This window comes from Streptomyces sp. PsTaAH-137 (assembly GCF_003259365.1).
Taxonomy (GTDB): Bacteria; Actinomycetota; Actinomycetes; order Streptomycetales; family Streptomycetaceae; genus Streptomyces.
On record NZ_QLLY01000012.1, the window covers coordinates 175,849 to 199,385 of the forward strand.

General features: G+C 71.7%; 20 protein-coding genes. 8 read left to right on the forward strand and 12 right to left on the reverse strand.

Annotated elements, in window-relative coordinates; translation table 11 throughout:
• Nucleotides 1-6: 6 nt before the first annotated feature.
• On the forward strand, nucleotides 7-1,791 hold the full coding sequence (locus K377_RS26235) for a dolichyl-phosphate-mannose--protein mannosyltransferase (protein ID WP_111665977.1): 1,785 nt from the start codon (nucleotides 7-9) through the stop codon (nucleotides 1,789-1,791).
• A gap of 16 nt (nucleotides 1,792-1,807) precedes the next feature.
• Nucleotides 1,808-2,236 carry a hypothetical protein gene (locus K377_RS26240; protein ID WP_111665978.1) on the forward strand — a complete coding sequence of 143 codons (429 nt, stop codon included), beginning with the start codon at nucleotides 1,808-1,810 and terminating at the stop codon, nucleotides 2,234-2,236.
• Here K377_RS26240 and K377_RS26245 read toward each other — a convergent pair.
• Nucleotides 2,214-3,197, reverse strand: a complete 984-nt coding sequence (locus K377_RS26245) for a GNAT family N-acetyltransferase (RefSeq protein WP_111665979.1) — start codon at nucleotides 3,195-3,197, stop codon at nucleotides 2,214-2,216. The genes K377_RS26240 and K377_RS26245 overlap by 23 nt on opposite strands.
• 249 nt (nucleotides 3,198-3,446) lie before the next feature.
• Between K377_RS26245 and K377_RS26250 the strand changes: the two genes are divergently transcribed.
• From K377_RS26250 to K377_RS26260, 3 genes are all read left to right on the forward strand, one after another.
• Nucleotides 3,447-5,096 (forward strand): penicillin-binding transpeptidase domain-containing protein, encoded by a 1,650-nt coding sequence (locus K377_RS26250; protein WP_111665980.1) that lies wholly within the window; start codon nucleotides 3,447-3,449, stop codon nucleotides 5,094-5,096.
• A 172-nt stretch (nucleotides 5,097-5,268) separates the two neighbouring features.
• The gene (locus K377_RS26255) at nucleotides 5,269-6,981 is read left to right on the forward strand and encodes a penicillin-binding transpeptidase domain-containing protein (RefSeq protein ID WP_375605957.1); all 1,713 of its coding nucleotides are present in this window, start codon (nucleotides 5,269-5,271) and stop codon (nucleotides 6,979-6,981) included.
• 57 nt (nucleotides 6,982-7,038) lie between these two features.
• Nucleotides 7,039-7,542: a YbaK/EbsC family protein gene (locus K377_RS26260; RefSeq protein ID WP_111665981.1), complete on the forward strand. Its 504-nt coding sequence runs from the start codon at nucleotides 7,039-7,041 to the stop codon at nucleotides 7,540-7,542.
• A 13-nt stretch (nucleotides 7,543-7,555) separates the two neighbouring features.
• Here the strand turns inward: K377_RS26260 and K377_RS26265 are convergent, their stop codons facing one another.
• A complete protein-coding gene (locus tag K377_RS26265) occupies nucleotides 7,556-8,329 on the reverse strand; it encodes an SDR family NAD(P)-dependent oxidoreductase (protein ID WP_111665982.1) in 774 nt (257 codons plus the stop codon).
• A gap of 110 nt (nucleotides 8,330-8,439) precedes the next feature.
• On the opposite strand from K377_RS26265, the gene K377_RS26270 reads away from it, so the two are divergent.
• Nucleotides 8,440-9,024: a hypothetical protein gene (locus tag K377_RS26270; RefSeq protein WP_111665983.1), complete on the forward strand. Its 585-nt coding sequence runs from the start codon at nucleotides 8,440-8,442 to the stop codon at nucleotides 9,022-9,024.
• Here K377_RS26270 and K377_RS26275 read toward each other — a convergent pair.
• From K377_RS26275 to K377_RS26290, 4 genes are read right to left on the reverse strand one after another with little or no spacing between them, the layout of a single operon-like run.
• A complete protein-coding gene (locus K377_RS26275) occupies nucleotides 8,970-10,142 on the reverse strand; it encodes a serine hydrolase domain-containing protein (protein WP_111665984.1) in 1,173 nt (390 codons plus the stop codon). The two genes, K377_RS26270 and K377_RS26275, sit on opposite strands and share 55 nt — an antisense overlap.
• 59 nt (nucleotides 10,143-10,201) lie before the next feature.
• Nucleotides 10,202-10,963 carry an energy-coupling factor ABC transporter ATP-binding protein gene (locus K377_RS26280; RefSeq protein WP_161195096.1) on the reverse strand — a complete coding sequence of 254 codons (762 nt, stop codon included), beginning with the start codon at nucleotides 10,961-10,963 and terminating at the stop codon, nucleotides 10,202-10,204.
• 2 nt (nucleotides 10,964-10,965) lie between these two features.
• A complete protein-coding gene (gene cbiQ, locus K377_RS26285; protein ID WP_111665986.1) occupies nucleotides 10,966-11,727 on the reverse strand; it encodes a cobalt ECF transporter T component CbiQ in 762 nt (253 codons plus the stop codon).
• A gap of 1 nt (nucleotide 11,728) precedes the next feature.
• Nucleotides 11,729-12,802: an energy-coupling factor ABC transporter permease gene (locus K377_RS26290; protein ID WP_111665987.1), complete on the reverse strand. Its 1,074-nt coding sequence runs from the start codon at nucleotides 12,800-12,802 to the stop codon at nucleotides 11,729-11,731.
• Nucleotides 12,803-12,933: 131 nt separating this feature from the next.
• Here K377_RS26290 and K377_RS26295 point away from each other — a divergent pair, with 131 nt between their 5' ends.
• The gene (locus tag K377_RS26295; protein ID WP_111665988.1) at nucleotides 12,934-13,290 is read left to right on the forward strand and encodes an SsgA family sporulation/cell division regulator; all 357 of its coding nucleotides are present in this window, start codon (nucleotides 12,934-12,936) and stop codon (nucleotides 13,288-13,290) included.
• An 11-nt stretch (nucleotides 13,291-13,301) separates the two neighbouring features.
• Here the strand turns inward: K377_RS26295 and K377_RS26300 are convergent, their stop codons facing one another.
• Entirely contained in the window at nucleotides 13,302-15,515 is a 2,214-nt protein-coding gene (locus K377_RS26300; protein WP_111665989.1) for an MMPL family transporter, read from the reverse strand.
• A gap of 116 nt (nucleotides 15,516-15,631) precedes the next feature.
• Nucleotides 15,632-16,219 (reverse strand): TetR/AcrR family transcriptional regulator, encoded by a 588-nt coding sequence (locus tag K377_RS26305; RefSeq protein WP_111665990.1) that lies wholly within the window; start codon nucleotides 16,217-16,219, stop codon nucleotides 15,632-15,634.
• Between the two features lie 202 nt (nucleotides 16,220-16,421).
• Between K377_RS26305 and K377_RS26310 the strand changes: the two genes are divergently transcribed.
• A complete protein-coding gene (locus K377_RS26310) occupies nucleotides 16,422-19,703 on the forward strand; it encodes a S41 family peptidase (protein ID WP_111665991.1) in 3,282 nt (1,093 codons plus the stop codon).
• A 101-nt stretch (nucleotides 19,704-19,804) separates the two neighbouring features.
• On the opposite strand, the gene K377_RS26315 is transcribed toward K377_RS26310, so the two are convergent.
• The 4 genes from K377_RS26315 to K377_RS26330 form a co-directional block, all read right to left on the reverse strand.
• Entirely contained in the window at nucleotides 19,805-20,005 is a 201-nt protein-coding gene (locus K377_RS26315; RefSeq protein WP_111665992.1) for a hypothetical protein, read from the reverse strand.
• Between the two features lie 114 nt (nucleotides 20,006-20,119).
• Entirely contained in the window at nucleotides 20,120-20,995 is an 876-nt protein-coding gene (locus tag K377_RS26320; protein WP_111665993.1) for an SDR family oxidoreductase, read from the reverse strand.
• The gene (locus K377_RS26325) at nucleotides 20,992-21,960 is read right to left on the reverse strand and encodes an alpha/beta fold hydrolase (RefSeq protein WP_111665994.1); all 969 of its coding nucleotides are present in this window, start codon (nucleotides 21,958-21,960) and stop codon (nucleotides 20,992-20,994) included. Before K377_RS26325 ends, K377_RS26320 begins: the two co-directional genes overlap by 4 nt.
• A complete protein-coding gene (locus K377_RS26330) occupies nucleotides 21,957-23,486 on the reverse strand; it encodes an NAD(P)/FAD-dependent oxidoreductase (protein WP_111665995.1) in 1,530 nt (509 codons plus the stop codon). The genes K377_RS26325 and K377_RS26330 overlap by 4 nt, the downstream gene beginning before the upstream one ends.
• Between the last annotated feature and the right edge of the window lie 51 nt (nucleotides 23,487-23,537).

The following is a 23,537-nucleotide window of genomic DNA, read 5'->3' on the forward strand; positions in this document are numbered from 1 at the left end:
GGCGCGGTGACCAGTACCTCGTCGTCGGCCAAGGCGAACGCGACCAGTCCCCCGCCGGACCAGGCCCCACCGGCAGCCCGGCAGCCCTCGGCGTGGCTGCGTGGTCTGCGCAGGTTCGGCTACCGCGGCCCGGAGGCGGAAGGGGGCGCCGAGGTCAGAGACGGTGACGTCCGCGAGCGCCTCGTGCCGTCGTACCCCGCGCCGTCGTCGCGGCTGTGGGCGTCGTTCGGGTTCAGCCGGTTCACCGCGGGCCAGTTGTCCCGGATCGTGGGCTGGGGCGGGCCGCTGCTCGTCACGCTCGTCGCGGGGCTGCTGCGGTTCTGGAATCTCGGCAGCCCGAAGGCCGTGATATTCGACGAGACGTATTACGCGAAGGACGCGTGGGCGCTCATCCACCGCGGGTTCGAGGTGAATTGGCCGAAGGACGCCAATGACCTGATCCTGAAGAACAACGGCGACATCCCGATTCCGACCGACGCCTCGTACGTCGTGCATCCGCCGGTGGGCAAGTACGTCATCGGGATCGGTGAGTGGCTGTTCGGCTTCAATCCGTTCGGCTGGCGGTTCATGACGGCGCTGCTCGGCACGCTGTGCGTGCTGATGGTGTGCCGGATCGGCCGCCGCCTGTTCCGCTCGACGTTCCTGGGCTGCCTCGCCGGGGTGCTGCTCATGGTGGACGGGCTCGCGTTCGTGATGAGCCGCACCGCGCTGCTCGACTCGGTCCTCGTGTTCTTCGTGCTCGCCGCGTTCGGCTGCCTGATCGTCGACCGGGACCGGACCCGGGAACGGATGGCGGCCGCGCTGCCGGTGGACGAGTACGGGCTGGTCCGCCCCGACGCGCGCATCGCCGCCACGCTCCGCCTCGGGTGGCGTCCGTGGCGGCTGCTCGCCGGGCTCTGCCTGGGCCTGGCCTGCGGCACGAAGTGGAACGGCTTCATCTACGTGGCCTTCTTCGCCGTCATGACGGTGCTGTGGGACGTCGGCACGCGCCGGGTCGCCGGTGCCGAACGCCCCTACCTCGCCGTGCTGAAGCACGACGTGTTCCCGGCGTTCCTGGTCACGGTCCCGGTCGCGGTCGCCACGTATCTGCTGTCCTGGCTCGGCTGGATCCTCTCCCCCGACGACGGCACCGGCGGCTACTTCCGCAACTGGGCGGTGACCGCGGGCAAGGGCGGCCACTTCGCCTGGCTGCCCGACTGGGTGCGCAGCCTGTGGCACTACGAGCACGAGGTCTGGAACTTCAACACCCACCTCACCTCCGCGCACACCTACCAGTCCAACCCGTGGAGCTGGATGGTCGACGGCCGTCCGGTCTCGTACTTCTACGAGTCCCCGGCGGCGGGCCAGGACGGCTGCCCGGCGGACGCGACGGAGAAGTGCGCCCGCGAGGTCCTCGCCCTCGGCACCCCGCTGCTGTGGTGGGCGGCCTGCTTCGCGGTGCTCTACGTGCTGTGGCGCTGGGTGTTCAAGCGCGACTGGCGGGCGGGCGCGATCGTGTGCGCCATCGCCGCGGGCCACCTCCCCTGGTTCAAGTACCAGGAGCGGACGATCTTCTACTTCTACGCGGTCGTCTTCGCCCCGTTCCTCTGCCTGGCCCTCGCGACGATGCTCGGCGGCATCATCGGCAGGCCGGGCTCGACCGAACGCCGCCGCATGGTCGGGGCGGCGAGCGCGGGCGTGCTCGTCCTGCTGATCGTGTGGAACTTCGTCTATTTCTGGCCGATCTACACCGGCACGGCGATCCCGATCGACTCGTGGCGGTCGCGGATGTGGCTGGATACGTGGGTCTGAGAGCGGAGCCGTACGCATGAGGACCCGGATCAGGCTCACCCCGGACGAGGGAGGCGGCACGTTCGTCGCGCGTCTCGCGCCGTCACAGGCGAGTGCGCTGCGCGAGTCGCTGGTGCTGCTGCGTACCAGGGAGTTCGGCGACGCGGTCCTCATGCTCCAGGTGGGCGCGGACCGCGCGACGGTGGACGCCCTCGTCGACCGGCTCGCGGACGACGGGGGCCGGTCGCGGGACATCCCGTTCTCGGCCCCCGAGCTGCACACCCTGCACAGTGCCCTGACCAGCGTCGCGACCATGTTCCTGGCCCACGGTCGGCACTTCTGCCAGGAGCCCTTCCACCAGCGGATCGGCTGCTACCGGGAGGACGCCGACGCCTTGGCGCTCGGCATCGTGGACGCGCTGATCGAGGCCCGCGGAGGGAGCGCTACACCGGAGCCGAGAAGTTGATCCGCGTCTCCGTGTTCCGGAACCCGGCGCGGGTGAACGCCTGGGCCATCGGGCGGTTGCCGAGGTCGGTCGTGGCCGTCACGCGGTCCGCGCCGTCCTCGCCCTGGAAGCGGGTGATGGCGGCGAGGATCTCCGACACGTAGCCGCGGCCGCGCAGTTCCGGGACGACGCCGAGGTAGCCGACGTTGCGGTGGTACGGGGTGGCCGAGGGGATCGCCAGGCCGGCCAGGGCGCCGTCCGGGGTGTGCGCGAGGCGCCACCACTCGCGCTTGCCGGGCCGGTCGAGATAGAACTCCAGGCTCTCGCGGGCGGTGGCCTCCCGGCCGGTTGCCGCCTCGCTCTCCACGGTGTGCGCGTCGAGCGAGCCCTCGGCGACCCGCATCATCGCGTCGAGGAACACCTCGTCGTCCGGCTCCGGGGAGAACACGAGCCGCTCTGGCGCGGCGGGCAGCCGCTCCTCGGGCGTCCACTCGAACTGGAGCCGCTCCACCTCGACGCTCAGGCCCGCGCGGCGGGCCGCCTCCTGGCGCCAGGCCACGGCGGGGACGAAAGCGGGGTCGTCGCGCCACGAGCCGGGCAGGCGGAGGAGGTTGTAGAGCGGCGGGGCCTCGGCGCCCGTCTCGCGGAAGGACCGGTGTCCGGCTTCGAGCAGCGCCGCGGCCAGTTCGGCCCGCTCGGCGGGCGGCACCTCGTCGGCCACCGCGAGACAGTCCAGCGCGAGCGGGTGCGCGCTGTCGCTCTGCCCCCACCACAGGGCGCGGGCCAGCACCCGGCCGTCCCGGTCCCGGGCGGCCCAGGTCCACTCCGGGCGGTACTGCCGCTGGGCGGCCTCCTCCCGGTACGCGTCGGCGGACAGCCTCCACACGGGCTCGGAGGAGGACAGGGCCAGGACGGCGTCCAGTTCCGTACCGGGGCCCGGCACGGAGGAAAAACGAGGAGCAGAGCTGCTCAGCAAGGTCATTCAGTCGCCTTTCGGGCGTGAAGAGGGTGATCGGCGAGTGATCCTGCCAGGGGTGCATGTGCAGGACAACGGGATTACCGGCGCACCTCCCGTTCACGGATGTGTCCGGGCACTTGGGTCCAGACCGCTTTCGGCCGTATTTGTGATCACTCTTCGGACACCTTCGGACACCAAGTGGAGAACAGCACGACCCGGCCGCCCCCGACGTGCCTAGAGTCCCCTACGTAAACCTGGGGAGGGGGAGCGCTCATGCGCAAGGGGGTCAAGGTCGCCATCGTCGGTGGGGTGTTCACCGTGATGGTGGGCGGCGCCGGGTACGGGGCCTACAACATCATCTCGGCCGTCACGGAGGACGGCGGCTCGTCGTCGCTGAGCGGGGCGTCCGCCAAGCGGACGGGTCCGCCGACGGGCGACGAGATCAAGGAGACGTCGCAGAAGTTCCTGAAGGCGTGGGCGAAGAACGACCCGGCCGAGGCGTCGCACTACACCAACAACGCCGACGGCGCGCTGGCCTCGCTGGAAGGCTGGCACGACGAGGCACACATCACGCGCACCGTGCTGACCGCGGGCAAACCGGCCGGTGCCAAGGTGCCGTTCAAGGTGAAGGCCACGGTCGCCTGGGACAAGAAGACCCGGACGCTGGAGTACGCGTCCTCGCTGACGGTCGTCCGCGGGCAGACCACGGGACGCCCGCTGGTCGACTGGGAGCCGTCCGTGCTCCACCCGGACCTGCAGAAGGGCGACAAGCTCGTCACCGGGGAGGCGGCCGCGCCCCCCATCGAGGCCGTGGACCGCAACGGGACGGTGCTGACCGCCGAGAAGTACCCGTCGCTCAGCCCGGTCCTGGACCAGCTGCGCGCCAAGTACGGGGACGAGGCCGGGGGTTCGCCGGGCGTGGAGACGTCCATCGAGCGGACGGCCGCCGACGGCACGACGACGACCGCGAAGACGCTGGTGACCCTCACCAAGGGCAGGCCCGGCAAGCTCCGTACGACGATCAGCGCGAGCGCGCAGGCCGCGGCCGAGCAGGCCGTGACGAAGTACCCCAAGGCGGCCGTGGTGGCCGTCCACCCGCGGACCGGTGAGGTCCTCGCGCTCGCCAACCACGGGTACGGGCAGTTCAACACCGCGTTCCTGGGCAAGCGGCCGCCGGGCTCCACGATGAAGATCGTCACCGCCGCGGCGCTGCTCGACAACCGCATCCTGTCGTCGATGAACTCCAACGCCCCGTGCGACGACTCGGTGCTGGCGCTCGGCCAGACCTTCCACAACCTCAAGAACATGGCCCCCGACAAGAACGCGACGCTCAGCAGCAGCTTCCAGCGCTCGTGCAACACCTCCTTCATCAAGCTCTCCGACGAGCTGGGCGGCGACAAGTTCGCGGCCGAGGCGTCCCAGCGGTTCGGGCTCGGCGAGAACTGGCAGACCGGCATCCAGTCGTACGACGGCAACGTCCCGGTCAACGGCAACTCGCAGGACCCGGCCGGGATGATCGGCCAGGGCAATGTGCAGATGAACCCGCTGAACATGGCGTCCGTCACCGCGACCGCCATCACCGGAACGTTCCGCCAGCCGATCCTCGTCTCCCCGAAGTACGGCGACCGCCAACTGGCCACCGCGCAGGGCCTTCCGGGCCCGACCGTGACCCAGCTCCGGGCGATGATGCACGCCACGGCGACCTCGCCGATCGGCACGGCCACCCAGGCGATGGCCGGGGTGCCCGGGTACATCGGCGCCAAGACGGGCTCGGCGGAGAGCGACGGCCAGGCCGTCTCCGACTCCTGGTTCACGGGCTTCCGCGACGGGGTCGCCACAGCTGCCGCCATGGTGGAGAACGGCGGCCACGGCGGCACGGCGGCGGGGCCCATCGTCGCGGCCGTCCTCAAGAACGCCGGGTAGCGGCGCCCCGCCAGGGGCGCGGGGAACTGCGCGCGCAACCACGACGAAACCGCAACGGTGTCTGCGGCGTTCTCTACTACGGCGGGTGCGGCTGGTCCGTGGCTGGCCGCGCAGTTCCCCGCGCCCCTGGCGGGGCTAGGCTTACCGTCCGCTACACCCCCGGAGGGAAACGTTGGGCACCAGAGGCAAGCGCCCCGAACCGGCGGCGCGCCGCAACTTCAACGCCCTGGTGATCGGCGGCGCCGCGGTCGTCGCCGTCGTCGGAGCCGGCGTCGGCGCCTACGCCCTGATGGAAGGCTCCGGAAGCGACGGCAGCTCGGCGTCGGCCGACGAGAAGCCGAGGATCAAGACGGGCCCGCCCTCCGCCAAGGAGGTGCGCACGGCGGCCGACGGCTTCCTCACCGCCTGGCAGCAGGGCGACGCGGCGAAGGCGGCCACGTACACCGACGACGCGACGGCCGCCGCGAAGGCGCTCACCGGTCTGACCAAGGACGCCCACCTCACCGACGTGAAGCTGACGCAGGGGCAACGGGCGGGCACGAAGGTGCCGTTCCACGTGACGTCGACGGTCACCTGGGACCCGAGCGCGTCCGACAAGGGCAAGCCCGGCACGGGCGAGAAGCTGAGCAAGCCCCTCGCCTACGACTCCTCGCTCACGGCCGTGCGCCGCAAGAGCGACGGCAAGGTCCTCGTCGGCTGGCAGCCGTCCGTCGTGCACCCGGAGCTGAAGGACGGCGACCGGCTGGTCACCGGCGAGGCGGGCGACCCGCCGGTCAAGGCCGTGGACCGCGACGGCGGCGAGCTGGACGTGAAGAAGTACCCGTCGCTCGCCACGATCGTGGACGGGCTGCGCGAGAAGTTCGGCAAGACCGCGGGCGGCACGGCCGGCGTCGAACTGCGCGTCGTGCGCAAGGCGTCGTCCAAGAAGGACGCGCTGCCGGACAAGACCCTGCTCGCCCTCTCCGAGGGCACGCCCGGCAAGGTCACGACCACGCTGTCGCCCACCCTCCAGGCGGCGGCCGAGAAGCAGGTCGCCTCCCGCAAGCGGGCTTCGGTGGTCGTGATCCGGCCGTCGACCGGTGAGATCCTCGCCGTCGCGAACTCCAGCCCGGGCTTCAACACGGCCTTCCAGGGCTCCCTGGCGCCCGGCTCGACGATGAAGGTCATCACGTCGTCGCTGCTCCTGGAGAAGGGCCTCGCGGGCGTGGACAAGGAGCACCCGTGCCCGAAGTACTTCACGTACGGGCACTGGAAGTTCCAGAACGACGACAAGTTCCAGATCAAGGGCGGCACGTTCAAGGCCAGCTTCGCCCGGTCCTGCAACACGGCCTTCATCAGCCAGGCGCCGAAGCTGGACGACGACTCGCTGACCAAGCAGGCGCAGCAGGTCTTCGGGCTCGGCATGAACAACTGGGCGGTGGGCGTGTCCAGCTTCGACGGCTCGGTGCCCGTGCAGTCGGAGGCGCAGATGGCCGCCTCGCTGATCGGACAGGGCGGCGTGCGGATGAACCCGCTGAACATGGCGTCGGTCGCGGCGACCGTGAAGAACGGCACCTTCCACCAGCCGTATCTCGTCTCGCCGGACGTCGACCACCGCACCCTTGCGAAGGCCTCGCGCTCGCTGTCCGCCAAGACCCTCGCGGATCTGCGGGAGTTGATGCACTACACGGCGGTCGCGGGCACGGCGGTCGAGCCGATGTCCGGGCTCGGCTCCGACATGGGCGCGAAGACCGGCTCGGCGGAGGTCGACGGGCAGAAGCAGCCGAACGGCTGGTTCACGGCGTACCGCGGCGATCTCGCGTCGGCGGCCGTGGTGCAGGAGGGCGGGCACGGCGGCGACTCGGCGGGCCCGGTCGTCCGGCAGATGCTGCTCGCCGGAGGCTGACACCGGCCGCCGGTACCGGCTCGCGTGGGCGGTGCGCGGACTACTAGCGTGCCGCCCATGACGTCCTCCACCGCATCCGAGTCCGCCCGTACCGCCCACCCCCGCTTCGCCGAGGCGGTCACCGCGATGGGGCTCGCCGAGCTCCTGCCGCGCGTCCGCTCCTTCCCCGAGGGCGCCCGCACCGCGCAGGAGGCGGCGGACGCGATCGGCTGCGAGCTCAGCCAGATCTGCAAGTCGCTGATCTTCGCCGCGGACGGCGTGCCGGTCCTGGTCCTCATGGACGGCGCCTCCCGCGTCGACGTCGAACTGGTCCGGCGCGAGCTGGACGCGGGCAAGGTCACCCGGGCCAAGGCGGACGTGGTGCGCGAGTTCACCGGGTACGCGATCGGCGGCATCCCGCCCTTCGGGCACGTCAACCGGACCCGGGTGCTCGCCGACCGCTCACTGCTCGCCCACGACACCGTGTGGGCGGCGGCCGGCACCCCGCACACCGTCTTCCCGATGGCCCCCGCCGACCTGATCGCCCACGCGGGCGCCGCGCTCGTCGACGTACGGGAATGATCTCCCCGGGGCCTCAGCCCGAGGTCCCCTTGAAGCCGGTGTGGACGGCGGTGAGGCCCCCGTCGACCGGCAGCACCACGCCGGTCACCCACGCGGCGTCCGGCGACGCGAGGAAGGCCACGGCCGCCGCGATGTCCTCCGGCTCCCCGACCCGCCCCAGCGGATACAGGTCCCGTACGGAGTCGGGGTCGCGCCCGCCGTCCGTCCAGGCCCGCGTGCGGACCGTCCCCGGCGCCACGAGATTGACCCGCACCCCGCGCGGGCCCGCGTGCCCGGCGAGGGTGCGGGTCAGGGAGGCGAGACCGGCCTTGGCGGCGCTGTAGGCGTGGTTGCCGAAGTCCTGGATGCCGTTCACGGAACCGATGTTGACGATGGCGCCGCGGCCGGAGGCGACCAGGTGCGGGAGGGCGGCGCGGCTGCACCGGTAGGCGCCGGTGAGGCTGAGATCGAGGTCGCGGGCCCAGCCCTCGTCGTCCTCGTCCTCGAACAGCGGGGCGTCGGCGTGGCAGCCGTAGGCGTTGTTCACCAGGACGTCGAGCCGGCCGAAGGTGTCGACGGCGTGCGCGACGGCGGCGCCGACGGATTCCCTGTCGCCCACGTCGCAGCCGAACTCCGCCGCCGTACCGCCCAGTTCGCGGATCGCGGCGGCGGTCTCGCGGGCGCCGGGAACGTCGATGTCGGTGACGAGGACGCGCGCGCCCTCCGCGGCGAGCCGCCGGGCGACGGCGGCGCCGATACCGCGTCCGGCGCCGGTGACCAGGACCGCGTACCCCTCGAATCGTGTCATGGCCGGGACGCTACCCGGGACATCCCCGAGAGATCCCTCAGGGTGCACTACGGGGTCAAGTAGGGCTTCCCCGGGTCGAGTTGGGGTCGCGTCGCGCACAGACTCGGCGCATGACCTCACCTCGCAGCGCCTACCTCATCGCCCCCGCCCTCTTCGGCGCGTACGGCGTCATCAGACTCCTCGACGGCCTGGACGGCACCAAGGGCCCCGGGCTCGCCTGGACCACCGGGCATCTGTGCTTCCTCGTCGGGCTCGGCTTCTTCGTGCGCGGCTTCGTCGCCATGCGCGCGGTCGCCGGACGCTCCGACCGCTGGGCGACGGCCGGTCTGGTGGCCGCCGTCGCCGGGGCGTTCGCGCTCGCCGTGCAGTTCGGCGTGGACATCGTGACGGGCCTGATGGCCGCCGACCACGCCGAGATGGCCCGCCTGTCGGACAACTTCGGGTCACTGCCGGGCGCCGAACTCGCCTTCTACGCCGTCGGACCGATGTTCTTCTTCGTCGGCCAGGTGATCCTCGCCGTGCGCCTGTACGCGCTGCGCCGGGTGCCGGTGTGGTCGCCGGTCCTGGTCTTCGCCGCCTCGCTGCTGCCGCTGACCACCAAGGACCTGATCCCGCTCGGCGCGGTGCTCCTGCTGCTCGGCTACGCCCCGCTGTGGCGGACCGGCGCCTCCCGCACCGCCTTGACCAGCGCCTGAGCGCGCGGGTCGGCGGTGACGCCCTTGCGCATCCCGTTCGTCACATAGCCGAGGGCGATGCCGGACTCCGGGTCGGCGAGGCCGAGGGCGCCGCCGCGGCCCGGATGGCCGAAGGAGTGCGGGGACAGCAGCGGGGAGGCGACGCCGTGCAGCATGTAGCCGAGGCCGAAGCGCGAGGGTGCGACGAGGACCCGGTCGGGGCCCGCGGATGCCTCGGTGCGGGCGAGCCGGACCGTCTCCGGGGTGAACAGCCTTCGCCCGCCGTCCACTTCGCCGATCAGCGAGGCGTAGAAGCGGGCGAGTCCGTCGGCGGTGCCGATGCCGTTGGAGCCCGCGAGCTGTCCGGCGCGGTACGCCGGATCGTTCTCGTCCGGGGCCGGGTCGACCGACCCGAAGGCGCGGCAGGTGAGCGAGTCCGGGTTCCCGTACGCCTCGGCGATCCGGCGGCTGGGCCGCGCCCGCAGCCCGCCCGCGGTGACCGGCGCCTGGACCGGGCCGACCCGGCCCGCCCGGTGGGCCTGCGCGTCCGGCAGCCCGATCCACAGGTCGGCGCCGGCCGGTCCGACGATCTCGTCGGCGACGAAGGACCCGATGTCGCGCCCGGTGACCCGCCGGACCAGCTCGGCCGTGAGCCAGCCGTAGGTCTGCGCGTGGTAGCCGTGGTCGGTGCCGGGCGTCCAGGACGGGGCCTGCGCGGCGACGGCCGCGGCGGCGCGCTCCGGGTCGAGGGCCTCGGCGGGGGTCAGCGGCCGGTCGAGGGCGGGCACCCCGGCGCGGTGCGCGAGCACGTCGCGGACCCGGGCGTCCTCCTTGCCGTGCGCCTTGAACTCGGGCCAGTACGTCCCGACCGGCGCGTCCAGGTCGAGCGCGCCGCGCTGGTGGAGGAGGAGCAGCGCGGCCGCGGCGACGCCCTTGGTGGCGGAGCGCAGGATCTGCGCGGTGCCGGGCTCCCAGGCGGGCCCGGCGCCGTCGACATCACGGTGACCGGCCCACAGGTCGACGACCTTGTGCCCGTGCTCGTACACGACGACGGCGGCTCCGCGCTCACCGCGGGCCGTGAAATTCTCGGCGAAGGCGGTGCGTATGCCTTCGAATCGGGGGTCCGATGTGCCGTTCACTGCTGTCTCCACACTGGAGGCAACAGGGAGCGGCACGGGATGATTCCGGCGGCCGGGGTTCAGCGCCGTCCCGCCACGGAGGCCGGGTCGAAGCCGAAGGGCAGTTCCAGGCGGTGGTCCCGCATCAGGTCCTCGTCCATGAGCAGGTCGCCGGTCGGGCCGTCGGCCGCGATGACGCCGCCGCTGAGGATCAGTGCGCGCGGGCAGAGTTCGAGCGCGTACGGCAGATCGTGGGTGACCATCAGGACCGTCACGTCCAACGAGCGGAGGATGTCGGCGAGTTCGCGGCGCGAGGCCGGGTCGAGGTTGGAGGACGGCTCGTCCAGGACCAGGATCTCGGGCTCCATCGCGAGCACGGTGGCGACCGCGACCCGGCGGCGCTGGCCGAAGGAGAGGTGGTGCGGGGGCCGGTCCGCGAACTCCGCCATGCCGACCAGGGAGAGCGCCTTGTGGACCCGCGCCTCCAGCTCCGCGCCCTTCATCCCGGCGGCGGCCGGGCCGAAGGCGACGTCCTCGCGGACGGTCGGCATGAAGAGCTGGTCGTCGGGGTCCTGGAAGACGATGCCGACCTTGCGCCGGATCTCCGCCATGTTCCGCTTGTCGACGGGCATGCCCGCGACCTGCACGGTTCCGGCGCCGCCGGTCAGGATGCCGTTGAGGTGCAGGACCAGGGTGGTCTTGCCCGCGCCGTTCGGCCCGAGGAGGGCGACGCGCTCGCCGCGGGCGACGGAGAAGTCGACGCCGAAGAGGGCCTGGTGTCCGTCGGGGTAGGCGAAGGCGAGCCCGGACACGTCCAGAGAAGCAGGGGTCACAGCATCCATAGTCACAGCGTCCATCCCAGCAGACACACCACGAGCGCCGCGCTCGGGAGGGCCAGCGCGTACGACCACTGCGTGCGCGACGCCGTCACCTCGTCGATCACCGGCATCGAACCCGCGTAGCCGCGGCTGACCATGGCGAGGTGCACGCGCTCGCCGCGCTCGTAGGAGCGGATGAAGAGGGCGCCCGCCGATTTGGCGAGCACGCCCCAGTGCCGTACTCCGGACGCCTCGAAGCCGCGCGACTCCCGCGCGATCCTCATGCGCCGCATCTCGTCCGTGATCACGTCCCCGTACCGGATCATGAAGGACGCGATCTGGACCAGGAGCGGCGGCAGCTTCAGGCGCTGGAGGCCGAGCAGCAGCTCGCGCAGCTCCGTCGTGGAGGCGAGCAGCACGGAGGCGGCGACGCCGAGGGTGCCCTTGGCCAGCACGTTCCAGGCGCCCCACAAGCCGCTCTCGCTGAGCGAGAGCCCGAGGACGTGGACGCGCTCGCCCTCGGCGACGAAGGGCATCAGCACGGCGAAGGCGACGAACGGGATCTCGATGAGCAGCCGCTTGAGCAGATGGCGGGCGGGCACCCGCGCCGCGGACGCCACCACCACGAGCAGCAGCGCGTACAGGGCGAACGCCCACATCGCCTCGCGGGGCGTGGAGACCACGACGACCACGAAGCCGAAGACGGCGGCGAGCTTGGTGTGCGGCGGCAGCCCGTGCACGGGCGAGTGTCCGTGCCGGTAGAGCCGGTGTGCGTGGCCCGCCCCCATGTCAGACCGTCGTCCGGTCGGCGGTGACCTCGGTGGACGCGGCGTCGCTCGTACGGCGCCTGCGCAGCGCCCAGAAGATCGCGGAGCCCGCGACGACCGTCACGCCGACGCCGATGACTCCGGCGAGGCCGCCGGAGAGCCGGGCGTCGGTGATGTCCTTGACGCCGTAGTCGGCGAGCGGGGAGTCGGCGGAGGCGTGCTTCTCGGTCTTGCTGTCGATGCCCTTGTCGTGGGCGACCTTCTCCAGGCCGTCGGGGTTGGCCGAGGCGTAGAAGGAGACGAATCCGGCGAGCACGAGGGACGTGATCAGGCCGGTGATCCAGATCTTGCGGTGCGAGCGGGCGGCGACGGCGACCGGGGCGGGTGCGGCGGCCGGGGCGGCCGGGGCGTCGACGAGGTCCCCGCCGACCTTCAGCTTCAGCGGCGCGGTCAGGCCGCGGGCGCCGTGCACCAGGTCGGGCCGGACGGCGACGACCGCGCCGACGGTGAGCGCGGTGATGACGGCCTCGCCGATGCCGATGAGGACGTGCACGCCGATCATCGCGGTGGCCACCTTGCCGATGGAGACGTCGGTCGTCCCTCCGATGGCGTAGATGAGGGTGAAGACGACGGCGGCGGCCGGGACCGACACGAGCGCCGCCACGAAGGAGGCGACGGTGATCGAGCGGCGCTTGCGGGGCAGCACCTTCACCAGGCCGCGGAAGAGCAGATAGGCGACGACGGTCGTGGTGATCGCCATGTCCGTGATGTTCACGCCGAGCGCGGTCAGACCGCCGTCGGCGAAGAGCACGCCCTGCATGAGCAGCACCACGGAGACACAGAGGACCCCTGTGTAGGGGCCGACGAGTATCGCCGCGAGCGCACCGCCCAGGAGGTGGCCCGAGGTGCCCGCGGCCACCGGGAAGTTGAGCATCTGCACGGCGAAGATGAAGGCGGCGACGAGGCCGGCGAGCGGGGCGGTGCGCTCGTCCAGCTCACGGCGTGCGCCGCGCAGGCTGACGGCGACGGCGCCCGCGGCGACGACACCGGCGGCCGCCGAGACGGGGGCGTTGATGAATCCGTCGGGGACATGCATGGCGGAGATCTCCGGCGCTCGGCAGCTGGTTAACCGTTCGATGATAGTGCCTTGTTGCGAACCCTTCGCAAGAGCGCCCTCCCATCAATTACTCCTGGCCCGAATGACCTGACATATGGGACATTTGACTCATGAGTGCCGACGAGCAGTACGTCGAGCAGTACGCCCGCGCCCATCTCGTCACCGGCGCCGCGGACGGGCACCGGGCCGTTCCGGTGGTCCTCCGCTACGGCGGGGACGGCCAGGTCCGGGTCGCGCTGCCCGCGCCGGAGGGTGAGTGGACCTTCCCGCGCGAGCTGCTCGAACGCGGCCTGCGCGCGCCCGTGACCGGCGGCGACATCCGCATCTGGCCGTGCGGCCGGGTCCAGGCGGTCATCGAGTTCCACGCACGCGAAGGGGTGGCGGTCGTGCAGTTCGACGTGAAGGCGCTGATCCGCTTCCTGCGTCGTACGTACACGGCCGCCACCCCTGTGACGAGTACCGGCTGATCAGGCGCTGACTAGGCGCTGACCAGCTCCCGGTCGTCGTCGCCGCCCTTGCCCGTGGTGCCGGAGGCCGCCGTCAGGCCCTCGCCCTCCACGTCGACGTTGGGCAGCGCCCGGTCGAGCCACTTCGGCAGCCACCAGGCGCGCTTGCCGAGCAGCGCCAGAACGGCGGGCACGATCGTCATGCGGACGATGAACGCGTCGAAGAAGACGGCGATCGCGAGGCCGAAGCCGATCATCTTGACCATCTGCTCGGACGAGCCGATGAAGCCGGCGAACACCGCGATCATGATGACGGCCGCGGCGGTGACCACCCGGGCCCCGTGCCGGAACCCGGTGACGATCGCCTGCGCCGGGCGCTCCCCGTGGACGTACGCCTCCCGCATCCGGGTCACGAGGAACACCTCATAGTCCATCGCGAGACCGAAGACCACGCCCACCATGAAGATCGGCATCATCGACATGACCGGGCCGGTCTGCTCGACGCCGAAGAGCGAGCCGAGCCAGCCCCACTGGAAGACGGCGACGACGGCGCCGAGCGCGGCGAGCACCGAGAGCAGGAAGCCGAGCGCCGCCTTGAGCGGGACCAGGACCGAGCGGAAGACGACCATCAGGAGCAGGAACGCCAGGCCGACGACCAGGGCCAGGTACGGCACGAGCGCGTCGTTCAGCTTCTGCGAGACGTCGATGTTCATCGCGGTGGAGCCGGTGACGCTCAGCTCGGCGCCGGTGTCCGCCTTGATGTCCTTGCCCGCGTCACGGATGGCGTGCACGACGTCCTCGGTCTGCACCGAGGAGGGCTTGTACTTCGAGACGACGCTGATGATGGCGGTGTCGCCCGCCTTGTTGAAGGTCGCGGGCGCGACGGCCGCGACCCCGTCGGTCTTCTTGATCGTCGAGACGACGTCGTCGACGGCCGCCTTCGGGTCGTCCGCGCCCTGGGCGTCGACGACGGTCATCAGCGGGCCGTTGAAGCCCGGCCCGAAGCCCTCCGAGAGCAGGTCGTACGCCTTGCGCTGGGTGGTGCTGGTGGGCTGGCTGCCGTCGTCGGGCAGGCCGAGTTCGAGCGAGGCCACGGGTACGGCCATCGCGCCGAGGCCGAGGATGCCGACGACGAGGACGGCGACCGGGCGGCGCAGCACGAAGCGGGCCCAGCGGGTGCCCATGTTGGGCTTGGCCTCGGTCTTCGTCCCCGACTCGGCGGCCTTGCGGGCCTTGCGGCCGTGGACGCGCTTGCCCGCGTAGCCGAGCAGGGCCGGGATGAGGGTGAGCGCGATGAGCACGGCGATGGCGACGGTGCCGGCGGCGGCGACGCCCATCTTGGTGAGCATCGGGATGTTGACGACGGCCAGGCCGACGAGCGCGATGACGACGGTGAGCCCGGCGAAGACGACGGCGGAACCCGCGGTGCCGACGGCCCGTCCTGCGGCCTCCTCGCGCTCGCGGCCCTCGGCCAGCTCGGCGCGGAAGCGGGAGACGATGAACAGCGCGTAGTCGATGCCGACGGCGAGGCCGATCATCATCGCGAGGGTGGAGGTGGTGGAGCCCAGGTCCAGGGCGTTGGCGAGCGCCGTGATGGTCGAGACGCCGATGCCGACGCCGATCAGCGCGGTGAGCAGCGGAAGACCGGCCGCGATCAGCGAGCCGAAGGTGATCACGAGCACGACGGCGGCCACCGCGATGCCGATGACCTCGGTCGCGCCGGTCTCCGGCATGGCCTGGAGCGCGTCACCGCCGACCTCGACGGTCAGCCCGGTCTTCTTGGCGTCGTCGATGACCTTCTGGAGCGCGTCCCGGTCGTCGTCGGTCAGCTCCATCGAGGAGACCTTGTACGAGGCCGAGGCGTAGGCGATCTCGCCGTTCTTGCTCACCGTGTTGCCGGCGAACGGGTCGGCGACGGACGCGACCTGCTTCGAGCTGGACTTGATCGCGGAGACGGTGTCCTGGATGTCCGCCTTGTTGGCGGCGTCGGTCAGCTTCTCACCGGCGGGCGCCTTGAAGACGACACGGGCGGTGGCGCCGTCGGCGGCCGAGCCCGGGAAGCGCTGGTCGAGCAGGTCGAAGGCCTTCTGGGCCTCGGTCCCCGGAATCGAGAAGGAGCTGGACGCGGCCGTCGGCGCGGAGGCCGCGCCCACGCCCGCGAGCGTGAGCAGGGCCACCCATATCAGGGCGACGAAGTGCCGTCGGCGGAAGGCGAACTTGCCGAGTTTGTAGAGGAAGGTGGCCACGAAGGCGTACTCCGGTCGTGTCGTGGGCTACGGCTGGGCAGGGGTCATCGGCCCGACGACGTGAGCGGGGCGCGTCAGGTGAACGTGACTGGTCCCGAGGGGGCTCGGGCAGGGAGTCAGGCGACGAGGGCGGGGAGGACCACTGCGTCGATGTACGAGGTGAGGTAGGCCTGGGTGGGCGGCTGCTCGTCGATGAGCGTCCGGGTGGCGAAACCGCCGATCAGCATGTGGATGATGTAGTCGCGCGCCGGGTTGTCGGCCCGCATCTCACCTCGGTCCACCGCTCTCTGCAGCACGCGGTCCACACCGGACATCTCCGGCTCGACGATCCATTCCTTGAAGGCGGCGAGCAGATCGGGGTTGGCGTGCACGGCCACCATCAGGCCGCGCATCAGCGCGCTGTTCTGCTCCATGTGACAGTCGTCGTCACGGAGCACCATCGCGTGCAGATCGCCGCGCAGCGACCCCGTGTCGACCTCGTCGAAGTGCGGCTTCTGGTGCCGCAGCGCCTTCACGACCAGCTCGGCCTTGCCGCCCCACTGGCGGTAGAGCGTCGCTTTGCTGGCCCGGGTCCTGGTGGCCACGGCGTCCATCGTCAGGGCGTCGTAACCGACCTCCCGGAGCAGATCGAGCACGGCCGCGTACAGCTCCGCCTCGCGCTCGGGCGTGATCCGGCTCCGTCTGACAACAGCTTCGGCGACCATGACCTCACCTCTCCGGTTCGTACGCTCTGAACATACCCCGCCGACTATCGAAACGAAACGGTTTCGTTCGTGTGCTGCGCCACACCGGCACCCCGTCAGGAGCGCCCCGCAGGGGCGCGGGGAACTGCGCGAGAAGCGGCCACCGGCCCGCAGACGAGGCACCCAGGTTGCTGGAGTCTTGTTCGCGGAAAAGCATGGTGAGGTGACTGAAGATGCAGCCGAGGCGTACCTGAGGTTCCCCCACCTGCACGGCGAGCGGCTGTGCTTCGCGGCGGAAGACGATCTATGGGTCGCGCCGCTCGACGGCTCGGCCCGCGCCTGGCGCCTCACCGTCGACCGCACCAAGGTCAGCCACCCGCGCTTCTCCCCCGACGGCACCCACATCGCGTACACGACCTGGCGCAGTCTCGACCCGGAGATCCACGTGACGCCGGTCGACGGCGGCTCGGCGCGGCGGCTCACGTACTGGGGCAGCGTCGACACCCAGGTCAGGGGCTGGACGCCCGACGGTGACATCCTCGCGGTCGCCTCCCACGGCGAACCCTTCTCCTACTTCACCTTCGCCTACCGCGTCCCCACCGACGGCTCCCCCGGCGGCAAGCTGCCCTGGGGCCCGGTCTCCGACATCCAGGTCGCCGACATCGACGGCGAGCGGCAGACCCTGCTGCTCACGGGCACGCCCCCGCACGAACCGGCGGCCTGGAAGCGGTACCGGGGTGGCGCCCAGGGCCGGCTGTGGGTGCACGGGCAGCGCATCCTCGCCGACCTCGACGGGCATCTCGACGCCCCGATGTTCGTGGGCGGCCGGATCGCCTTCCTCTCCGACCACGAGGGCATCGGCAACGTCTACTCCTGCCTGCCCGACGGCACCGGCCTCACCCGGCACACCGACCACGACGCCTTCTACGCCCGGCACGCCTCGACCGACGGCTCCCGCGTCGTCTACCAGTGCGCGGGCGAGCTGTGGATCCTCGACTCCCTGGAGCCCGACTCCGTACCGCGCAGGCTGCGGGTGCGGCTCGGCGGGCCGCGCGCGGGGCGCCGCTCCTACCAGGTCCCGGCCGCCAGCCACGTCGACTCGCTCTCCGTCGACGAGACCGGCCGGGCCAGCGCGGTCGTCGTCCGCGGCTCCCTGTACTGGCTCACCCACCGCGACGGCCCGGCCCGCACCATCGCCGACACCCCGGGCGTCCGGGTGCGGCTGCCCGAGATGCTGGGCTCCGGCGGGCAGGTCGCGTACGTCACCGACGCCGCCGGCGAGGACGCCGTCGAGATCGCCTATCTGCCCCGGGCCAGCGGCGACCGCCCGCCCCGGCGGCTCGCGTCCGGCGGGCTCGGCCGGGTGCAGGAACTGGTCTCCGACCCCGACGGCGGCCGGATCGCCATCGCCTCCAACGACGGCCGCCTGCTGCTGATCACGGTGCCCGGCGACGGCGCCACCGAGATCACCGCCACCGGCACCACGGAGACCGCCGAGGTCACCGAGCTGATCCGGTCCACGAACGGCCCGGTCCGCGATCTCGCCTTCTCCCCCGACGGCGCCTGGCTGACCTGGTCCCACCCGGGCATCGGCCGCTCCCTGCGCCAGATCAAGATGGCCCGCATCACCGGGCCGGGCGAACGCGCGATCGTCGACGTCACCAACGGCCGCTTCGAGGACGAGAACCCGGTCTTCACCCGCGACGGCCGCTATCTCGCCTTCCTGTCCTGGCGCGGCTTCGACCCGGTCTACGACGTGCACACCGGCGACCTGTCCTTCCCGCTCGGCTGCCGCCCCTACCTCGTACCGCTCTCCTCCGCGACCCCCTCCCCCTTCGCCCTCTCGCCCGACGGACGCACCGCGGCCGGCGGTCTCGACCCGGTCGAGGACAGCGGCGGCGACGGCACCCCGATGGTCGAGATCGAGGGCCTCGCCAACCGTGTCGTGCCGTTCCCGGTCGCCGCCTCCAAGTACTCGGCGCTGCACCCGGTCTCCGGCGGCGGCCTGGTCTGGCTGCGCTGGCCGATCTCCGGCGCGCTCGGCGAGACGTTCGCCAACCCGGCCGACACCTCCTCCCAGCCGACCCTCGAACACTTCAACCTCAGCAAGGGCAAGAAGACCCAGCTCGTCGACCACATGGACTGGTTCGCGGTCAGCGGCGACGGCACCCGGCTCGTCGTCGCCGACGAGGGCGACCTGGAAGCCGTCCCCTCCACCGAGGCGGGCGACTCCGACTCCACGGTCCTCATCGACCTGCGCCGCATCCTGCACGAGGTCGACCCGGCCGCCGAATGGCGCCAGGCCTACGACGAGGCGGGCCGGATCATCCGCGCCTACTTCTGGGAACCGAAGATGTGCGGCATCGACTGGGACGCCGTCCTCGATCAGTACCGGCCGCTGGTCGAACGGGTCGCGTCACCGGACGAGTTCGCCGACCTGCTCCGCGAAGTCCTCGGCGAACTCGGCACCTCGCACGCCTACGTCTCCCCCGCCCGCCGCAACGAGGGCCCGCCGCACTACCAGCGCGCCCAGGGCCTCCTCGGCGCCAACTTCGTCTGCCGCGACGGCAGTTGGGTCATCAGCCGGATCCTGCCCGGCGACTCCTCCGACTCCCGGGCGCGCTCCCCGCTCTCCGGCACCGGCATCCGCGAGGGCGCCGCGCTCACCCACGTCGACGGCCGCCGGGTCGACCCGGTCGCGGGCCCGTTCCCGCTGCTCGCGGGCGCCGGCGGCACCACGGTGGAGCTGACCTTCGACCCGGCCGAGGGCGGCGGCCGGGCCCGCCGGGTCGCGGTGGTCCCCCTCGTCGACGAACGCCCCCTGCGCTACCAGGACTGGGTCGCCAAACGCCGTGCCGTCGTACGGGAGTTGAGCAACGGCAAGTGCGGCTATCTGCACATCCCCGACCTGGGCGGCTCGGGCTGGGCCCAGTTCAACCGCGACCTGCGCATGGAGGTCTCGCGCCCCGCGCTCATCATCGATGTACGCGGCAACGCGGGCGGCCACATCAGCGAACTCGTCGTCGAGAAACTGTCCCGCAGAATCCTCGGCTGGGACCTCACCCGCAACGCGCAGGCCGTCTCCTACGCGTCCAACGCACCGCGCGGGCCCGTCGTCGCCCTCGCCGACGAGGCGACCTCCTCCGACGGCGACATGATCACCGCCGCGTTCAAGCTGCTCGCGCTCGGACCCGTCGTCGGCCAGCGCACCTGGGGCGGCGTCGTCGGCATGACCGGACGGCACCGGCTCGGCGACGGCACGGCGATCACGGTGCCGATGAACGCGGCCTGGTTCCCCGAGTACGGCTGGTCGATCGAGAACCGCGGCGTCGACCCCGACATCGAGGCGCTGCGCACCCCGCTGGACTGGGCCGAGGGCCGGCACGCCCAGCTCGACGACGCCGTCGAACTGGCCCTGGACCTGCTCCGCGAACAGGGCGCCCTCACCCCGCCCGACTACACGGACGTACCCGACCGGAGGCGGCCGGAACTGCCGCCCCGGTGAACGGGCATCGGGCCCCACCCGGAGATCCGGGTGGGGCCCGACGGTGTCCGTGGTGCGCTCAAGGAGCGCTCAGGACGGACAGACTGCGGACGTGCCGCGGGTCAGGAGTCCTGCTGGAACTTGTCCCGGGCCTGCTGCGAGCGCTCGCCCGCCTCGTCCTTCGCCTGCTGAGCACGCTCGCCGGCCTGGTCCTGGGCCTGCTGCGAGCGCTCGCTCGCCTCGTCCTTGGCGCCGCCGAGCTTCTCCTTGGCCTGGTCCTGGAGCTGGTCGGCCTTGTCCTTGAACTGGTCCATGATGCCCATGCTTGTTCACTCCCGTAATGGGTGAGGGGTTGGGGCCTCGACCAGACTGACACGGGGTGACATAAGCCGCATTTCGATCAATGACCGACCGTGCAGGACGGCGAAAAGCCCAGGTCAGCGGCCCCGCACCGATTCGTCGGCGGCCCCGCCGGCCCCCACCAGACCCTTCGGCACATGACCGAGCCGCCCCTCGAACCGGCGCATCTCGCGCTGCCCGACGGTCCCGATCAGCGCGGGCAGATAACCCCGGATGCCCTGCATGCCGCGCAGCCACCACTGCGCGTACACGTGCGCGGACCGGCGCTCGATGCCGTCCACGATCCGGTCGACCGCAGGACCCAGCGGATACGTCTTGTTCGACGGCCACGGCAGCCGCTGCCGCAGCTCGCGCATCACGTCGTCCTGGTCCGCGCCCCGCACCATGTCGGTGTCGGTCCACGACAGATAGCCGACGCCGACCTTGACGCCCTTGTAGCCGACCTCGGCGCGCAGGCTGTGCGCGTACGCCTCCACACCCGACTTCGACGCGCAGTACGCGCTCATCATCGGCGCCGGGGTGATCGCGGCCAGCGAGGCGATCTGGAGGAGATAGCCGCGCGACTCCATCAGGACGGGCAGGAAGGCACGGCCCGTGACGGCCGACCCGATGAGGTTCACCTCGATCACGCGCCGCCAGGCGACCGGGTCGGAGTCCACGAGCGGACCGCCGGTGGCGACACCGGCGTTGGCCACCACGATGTCGACCTTCCCGAACCGGTCCTTCACCTCGCGCGCGACCTGCGCCATCGCCTCGTGATCGGTGACATCGGCGTGCCACCAGTCGGCGTCGGAGTGCAGCCGCCCCGCGACCTGCTTCAGCTCGTCCGGCTCCAGACCGACGAGCGCGATCTTGGCGCCGCGCGCCGACAGCTTGCGGGCGAGCAGCTCGCCGACCCCGCGCGCCGCGCCCGTGACGACCGCGACCTGACCTTCGAGACTGACCTTGCTCATGCGGCGTCCACCCCTTCTTCCTGAGTCTTCCGGTCCTGCTCCACCTGTGCCGGTGTCGGTATGTACGTACGGGACAGTTCCCGGATCTTCCCGGTGACCGCGTCCGGTGCCTCGATCGGCGTCATGTGGCCGAGCCCCGGCAGCTCGGTCAGGCCCACGCAGTTCGGCAGCTCGGAGGCGATCCGCCGGGCCAGCACGACGGGCGTCATCCGGTCGGCGGTGCCGGCCAGCACGGCCACCGGCATGGTCAGCTCCCGCACCCCGGCGTCGACCTGGAGCTGTTCGAGCACCTGCGACCAGCCGTGGCGCACCCCGCGCGGGCACGCGTGCACGATCCGCGCGCACGCCTCGACCTTGTCGGGTGCCGATCCCGGGCCCATCGTCGCGTAGCGGAGGACCTTCTTGCCGACCGGCGTGACCGGCCCGAGCGGCGCCTTCGAGCCGAGGACCGCCCGGGTCAGCCGGGTGCGCAGCCCGCCCGGACGCAGCAGCGGCACCACGGTGGACTCGGCGACGAGCCGCGAGGAGCCGGTGCTGCACAGCAGCAGCGCCGCCGCGTGCTCCGCGACCTTCGCCCGCCCCGCCGCGGCCATCAGCGTCATCCCGCCCATGGAGTGCCCGGCGAGCACGGCCCGCTGCCCCGGCGCGAGCGTCGCGCCGAGCACCGCCTCCAGGTCGTCGGCCAGCATGTCGGTGGTGTACGGGAGTTGGGCGGAGGCCGGACTGCGGCCGTGCCCGCGCTGGTCGTACACGATCACCCGGTGATCGGTGGCGAGGGCCCGCGTCTGCGCCGCCCAGAACGCGGTCGAGCAGGTCCAGCCGTGCGCGAGCACCACGGCGGGCGCGTCGGCCGGACCGTGCACCTCGACGTGCAGCCGGGCGCCGTCCGCCGAGGTGACGGTCAACTCCTCGGCGGCGACCGGCGGCGCGTACGGCCCGGTCCGGACATGGGTCAGACGGCTCACGCTGCACTCACCTTTGCCTTCTTCTTGCTACGGGACGTGCCGGGCGCGGCCGCGACGGGCGGCCGCACCACCTCGTACTCCCCGACGTCCACCCGCCGGGTGGCCTGCCGGAACTCGGTCGTGGTGCCGGGCCACACCGTCGTGTTGCGCCCGTTGGCGTCCAGGTACCAGCTGTCGCAGCCGCCCGTGTTCCACACGGTGCGGGTCATCCGGTCCTGTACGCGGTTGTTCCACCCGGTGACAGCGGTCTCGCGCGGGGTGAGCGCGACGCGCCCGCCGAGCACGGTCAACTGCCGCATGTAGTCGGCCAGATAGTTCAGCTGGGACTCGATCATCAGGATCATCGAGGAGTTGCCGAGCCCGGTGTTGGGGCCGATGACCGTCATGAAGTTCGGGAACCCGGCGACCGTGGCCCCGCGCAGCGCCGCCATCCCGCCCTTCCAGCTCTCGGCGAGGCTGACCCCGTCCGCGCCCACGACCCGCTCCGCGATCGGCATGTCCGTGACGTGGAACCCGGTGCCGAACACGATCGCGTCGACCTCGGTCTCGGTGCCGTCGGCGGCGACCAGCGTGTTCCCGCGGATCTCGGCGAGCCCGGACGCGACCACGTCGACGTTCGGCTGGGCGAGCGCCGGATAGTAGGTGTTGGAGAGCAGGATGCGCTTGCAGCCGATGCGGTAGTCGGGGGTCAGCTTCGCTCGCAGCGCCGGGTCCTTGACCGCCCGGTACATGTTCCGCTTGGCGAGCTGCTCCACCATGCCCAGCTCGTTGGGCCGCTTGGTGAACGCCTGGACCTGCAACTCCCGGATGCCCCACAGCAGTCCGCGCCGCGCCTGCGTGGTGAACGGCAGCTGCCGGTGCAGCCAGCGCTCGGCCTTGGAGATGGCACGGTCGGCGCGCGGCATGACCCACGGCGGAGTCCGCTGGAAGAGGGTCAGTTTCCCGACCTCCTTCTGGATGGCGGGCACGATCTGGATCGCGGACGCACCGGTCCCGATCATCGCGACGCGCTTGCCGCGCAGGTCGTAGTCGTGGTCCCAGCGCGCGGAGTGGAAGACCTTGCCGGGGAAGGAGTCGAGCCCCTTGATGTCGGGGATCTTCGGATCGGACAGCGGCCCGGTGGCGGAGACGACGACATCAGCGGTGATCGTTCCGCTGACCGTCTCGATCTCCCACCACAGCTTCTCGCTGTCCCAGCGGGCCTGCTTCACCTCGGAGTCGAAGCGGATGTGCGGCCGCAGCCGGAAGGTGTCGGCGACGCCCTCCAGGTACTCCTGGATGCGCTCCTGCCCGGAGAAGGTGCGCGGCCAGTCCGGGTTCGGCGCGAACGAGAACGAGTACAGGTGCGAGGGCACGTCACACGCGCACCCCGGGTAACTGTTGTCCCGCCAGGTCCCGCCCACCGTGGAGGCCCGCTCCAGGACCACGAAGTCGGTGATGCCCTCGCGCCGCAGTCTGACCGCCGCGCCGAGCCCGCCGAACCCCGACCCGATCACCGCCACCCGTACGTGCTCGTGCTCGGTCATCCCGGGCCCTCCTTGCCGCGCGACTCTGCCAGTGAACACTGGCACAGTCAG